The sequence below is a fragment of the Holdemanella porci genome (assembly GCF_009696075.1).
In the GTDB taxonomy this organism is placed as follows: Bacteria; Bacillota_I; Bacilli_A; order Erysipelotrichales; family Erysipelotrichaceae; genus Holdemanella; species Holdemanella porci.
In genome coordinates, this window is sequence record NZ_VUMR01000106.1 from 1 (window position 1) to 2,210 (window position 2,210).

The following is a 2,210-nucleotide window of genomic DNA, read 5'->3' on the forward strand; positions in this document are numbered from 1 at the left end:
CGTACTACTTAGATTGAAAAACATCTATAAAATCACTCGCTTAAAGGATTTGAAAAACGAGTGGTTATTCGTGTAAGTGATAAAAAGAAGAATTATAGCAAAGTCACCAAATTGCTAGTTAAGCCAAGATATATCACTTATCTTATTGGATGTGGTGATGCCTGTTTGTGATGGCTTTGAATTCTTATCACGCCAAAAATCCGATTCCTTGTTGGCAAGTATTCCCGTTATTGTGACAACTGGAAATAACTCGCAAGAAGATGAATTAAAGTGTTTAAGTCTAGGTGCTGTGGATTTTATCACTAAGCCCTATAATGCGCTAATTGTGAAGAGTCGAATCGATAGTGTAATCAAACTTAGAGAATCAAGCATGACTTTGGCCGCTATTGAAAAAGATGAATTGACAGGTCTATATACAAGACAAGCCTTTTATCATCACGCAAGAACATTTACACATTTTATGACGGAAGAAAAGTTTAATGTGGTTATCCTAGATGTTGCGGATTTTAAATTGATCAATGGTACATATGGCACAAAGAAAGGAAATGAAGTATTGGTTTACCTTTCAAATGCCTTTCGATATTATGTGAAGAATGGCTTGTTGACGCGTTATGAAGGAGATCAGTTGTTAGGATTGTTCCATAGTAAAGTTAAGATGGATGTTGAAAGAATCAACAGGAACATAAATAAAATTGCCGAAGAAGCACCCATACCAAATATTCGTATCAAAGTGGGTATTTATGAAGATGTAGATACAAATCTTTCTATTCCTATTATTTGTGACCGTGCATTGATGGCAGAAAAGAGTATCTCCAAAGATTTTAAGACCAATGTGGCCTTTTATACAGATGAAATGAATCAAAAGCAGTTAGTACAAAGACAAATGGAAAATGACTTTAAATCTGCGATTGCGAATAGAGAATTCAAGGTGTATTATCAGCCAAAGTATGATGTGAATACAGAAAATATTGTGGGTGCAGAGGCTTTGGTTCGTTGGCAAAAACCCGATGGTACATTGATTTCACCTGGAGCCTTTATTCCATTGTTTGAAAGTGATGGATTAGTTGTTCATTTGGATGAATATGTATTTGAGAATGTTTGTCAGTTCCAAAAAGAAAGAATGGCAAACAAACTTCCTATGGTTCCTATTTCGGTTAACCTTTCTCGTGTCAGTATTCTTTTTAATGATGTCGTGGAGCATTATGTGGATATTGTGAATCAGAAACAAATTCCATTTGAATGTGTTCCAATTGAATTAACGGAATCTGCAACATTGTATTCAGAGAAGATTCTTGAAATTACAGATCAATTAGTGAATGCAGGATTTACGCTTCACATGGATGATTTTGGTTCAGGCTATTCTTCACTGACATCTTTAAATGAGTTGAACTTTAGCACTGTAAAATTAGACAAGAGCTTGATTGATTATATAGATCAAGTGCGTGGAAAGAAAATTTTGCAACAAGCCATTGATTTAGGTCATGGACTGGATATGAAGGTTGTTGCCGAAGGTGTTGAAAGTAAAGAACAAAGGGATTGTTTAAAAGAAATGCATTGTGATATGATTCAAGGCTTCTATTATTCAAAGCCTTTAAAACAAGAAGATTTTATTGAGAAACTAAGAGCTTGATTAAGCTCTTTTCTTGTTTAAGAGATTTTGCCATTAAAAATCATACGTTAAGATATCACAAAATTAAAAGTAGATGCGATTGCGAATACCACAAACCAATGTTTTGCATTCATGTTGTAACATATGTATATTAAATTAAAGCACTATATTCATTTTTTAATTATTTATCCTAACATCTACCAATCTAATTCATCTTATAACTAAAGTCATGAGTGTTCTTAGATTGCTTTACAAATGTCACTTTCTTGGCAATCATTTTAGTTGTGATAAAAACTATACTGTAACCAAATGATGAATAAATTGTGCAGAAATTGTTTTTACATGGGTGGCTGTTCTTGTTTCTTGGCACAAATATGGATGTAATCGATGTTGCCATCAAAAGTGTTCGAACTTGTGGTGTTGTTGATGGGTTATGGAAATTAAAATAGAAAAGCGTAAGTAAGAAGCATTATGTTAGTAGTTACGCATGAAAAATAAAATGGCTTAAATAAACAAAATCGGAAACTCTATTAAAGAATTTCCGATTTTTTTTATGGGTTGAGAAGGCAATATTAAAAACATCGACAGATTAGCGTTTCTT

2 protein-coding genes are annotated in these 2,210 nt (G+C 33.2%); both read left to right on the forward strand.

Going from position 1 to position 2,210, the window contains the following annotated elements:
- Window positions 1-130 precede the first annotated feature (130 nt).
- Complete coding sequence (locus tag FYJ55_RS11435) at window positions 131-1,630, forward strand: two-component system response regulator (RefSeq protein ID WP_326831874.1); 1,500 nt, start codon at window positions 131-133, stop codon at window positions 1,628-1,630.
- A gap of 302 nt (window positions 1,631-1,932) precedes the next feature.
- Window positions 1,933-2,058: a hypothetical protein gene (locus FYJ55_RS11370; RefSeq protein WP_268234156.1), complete on the forward strand. Its 126-nt coding sequence runs from the start codon at window positions 1,933-1,935 to the stop codon at window positions 2,056-2,058.
- The last annotated feature ends 152 nt before the right edge of the window (window positions 2,059-2,210 follow it).